General features: G+C 69.7%; 2 protein-coding genes and 2 pseudogenes. 3 read left to right on the top strand and 1 reads right to left on the bottom strand.

Annotation, left to right across the window (positions count from 1 at the left end):
- From H928_RS32505 to H928_RS0118125, 3 genes and pseudogenes are all read left to right on the top strand, one after another.
- Positions 1-240: pseudogene (locus H928_RS32505) on the top strand (hypothetical protein); the annotation flags it as partial.
- Between the two features lie 58 nt (positions 241-298).
- Positions 299-751, top strand: a complete 453-nt coding sequence (locus H928_RS28680) for a hypothetical protein (RefSeq protein WP_021027774.1) — start codon at positions 299-301, stop codon at positions 749-751.
- Between the two features lie 33 nt (positions 752-784).
- Positions 785-1561 carry a DUF4124 domain-containing protein gene (locus tag H928_RS0118125; RefSeq protein ID WP_084635871.1) on the top strand — a complete coding sequence of 259 codons (777 nt, stop codon included), beginning with the start codon at positions 785-787 and terminating at the stop codon, positions 1559-1561.
- 46 nt (positions 1562-1607) lie between these two features.
- Here the strand turns inward: H928_RS0118125 and H928_RS28675 are convergent.
- Positions 1608-2084, bottom strand: a pseudogene (locus H928_RS28675) (SDR family NAD(P)-dependent oxidoreductase); the annotation flags it as partial.

Genomic DNA, 2084 nt, shown 5'->3' with positions numbered 1-2084 from the left:
CGGGGGGGGGACCGGGACCGTGACCGCCAGGCCCGTGAGCGCGACCGCGACCAGCGCGCCCGTGACGAAGACCGCCGCCGCGCGCTGGAGCGCCAGGCACAAGACCGTGAACGCCAAAACCGCGAGCGCGACCGCAACCGCTTTGGCGAGAGCCGCCACCAGCAGGAATGCGCTGCGGCGGCACGCCAGAACGCAGCGGGCAGCGACAATGTGCTGACCCCCAGCCGCCCCTGCCGCTGATACCGCTGACCGGCCCTTGTGCTGAGCGCAGGGGCCCATCCAACAAGGAGTTTTCACCATGCGTACCATTCGTCTCGGCACGATGGCCATCGCCGCGGCCAGCGCCCTGCTCTTGGGCGGCTGCGTGGTCGCACCCGCAGACGGCGTGTACTACGGCGATGCCTATTCGACCTATTCCACCCCCACCTACGGCTATGGGGGTTACGGCTATGGCTACAACAGCTACCCCTACTACGGCAGCAGCTCTTTGGTGATCCAAAGCTCGCCAACCTATGTGTATGGCGGTGGCCGGCCTTATTACAGGCCAGGTGGCGGCTACTACCGCCCCGGCGGTGGCTATGACCGCCCAGGTCACGGCGGCAGCAGCCGTCCACCACCTTCGCGCCCACAGCAGCTCGCACCCGGCACCGGCTCGAACTTTGGCCGGCCCTACAACTCGGGCCCCCGCCCTGCAGCGCCCGCTTCGCGCCCCAATGGTGGCCGCTTTGGCGGACAGTTCCAGCAGCGCTAAAGCCTAGGTCACGCCACCCCAGCAGGCCCAACCATGCGCGCCATGCCACGCTCCCATCTGCCCAGCCTTCGCTATGCTGCGTGGCTGGGCTTGTGCTGCGCTTGCGCCCTGTCGGCGCCCATGGCGCAGGCCCAGGTCACCCGCTGCGTGGACCCGGGCAGCGGCAAGGTGACCTATACCGATGGCGCCTGCGCCAGCGGCGCGCGTGCGACCGAGATCGAGCGGCGCAAAACCGACGAGGAACTGGCCCAGGACCGCGCCCGCGAACAGGAGGCGCTGCAGGCCAAGGCCGAGCGGCGCGAGCAGGAGCTGGCCCAGCGCAGACTGCAGGCCGATGAACGTGCCGAGGATTTGGCGCAACGGGCTGCCAACCGCCCTTCGCGCAGCAACCCCGCACAGTCCGCCGCCTGCCAGCAATCGCGGGAGCGCTACAGCGCTGCCTCCGACGCAGCGGTTGACAAGGCCATGGGCAGCAGTGCGCAGCTTGATGCGGCCAAGCGCCAGATGGAGCTTGACTGTCTGGGCCCCGAGGCCTACAGCCGGCTTGAAGCGAGCCGCCCCGCGCCCAGCGCCGTGCTGCCCGCCGATCCCTACTGGGACCGCTACCCCTATGGCCGCCCGCCGCCCCGCCCTCCGGTGGTGACGCCTCCAGCCCCGGCACCCAGTATCACCCGCTGCGATGTGTTCAAGTGCGTGGATGCCCAGGGCTACTCACACCCCAGGGGCCAGATTGGCGAGACCGTGCGGCCACCCAGCCCCAGCGCCAACCCGCGCAGCTGCCGCAGCCAAGGCGGCACGGCGCCCTGCTAGCTGCCCACTGGGAGCGGCTGCAAAAGCGCCCGCATTCTGCCTGTGTTCAGGCGTCTGGGCCTTGAGCTGCGCCAGGCCCCACCAGGTACACCGCCGCCTGCAAGCCGTGGTGCACGGTCTGGTAGCGCAGCACCACACCCAACTCATGCCGCATGCGGCTATTGCTCAGGCGCCGCGACTCGCGCATAAAGCTCAGCAAGGTGGGGCTCAGCTGCTGCTCGGCCTCGGCCAGGCTGATGCGCGCGGGATGTGGCAGGCGCCACAGATCAGCAGCCAGGTCAAAATAATCGCCCATCGGCATCGCTGAGTCGTCAGCCACATTGGTGATGCGCTGGGGCCGGCCCCGCCACAGCGCCCGCTCCACGGCACGCGCCAGGTCATCGGCGTGGATATGGCTGGTGTAGACATCGTCCTCGCGGCGCAGCAGCGGCGTGCCGCGCTGCAGCCGCCCCAGCGGGGTGCCGCCCTCGCGGTCGCCGGCATAGATGCCGGGAATGCGCAGCACATGCACCGCAGCGCCACT

This window comes from Comamonas sp. B-9, from assembly GCF_000410635.1.
GTDB lineage: Bacteria > Pseudomonadota > Gammaproteobacteria > Burkholderiales > Burkholderiaceae_C > Comamonas.
The sequence above is the reverse complement of the archived record's forward strand: the minus strand, read 5'-3'. Positions and strand labels throughout refer to the sequence as shown.

Coding starts and splice junctions, on each gene's coding strand:
- H928_RS28680 (WP_021027774.1), top strand. CDS start 299: ATGCGTACCATTCGTCTCGGCACGATGGCCATCGCCGCGGCCAGCGCC.
- H928_RS0118125 (WP_084635871.1), top strand. CDS start 785: ATGCGCGCCATGCCACGCTCCCATCTGCCCAGCCTTCGCTATGCTGCG.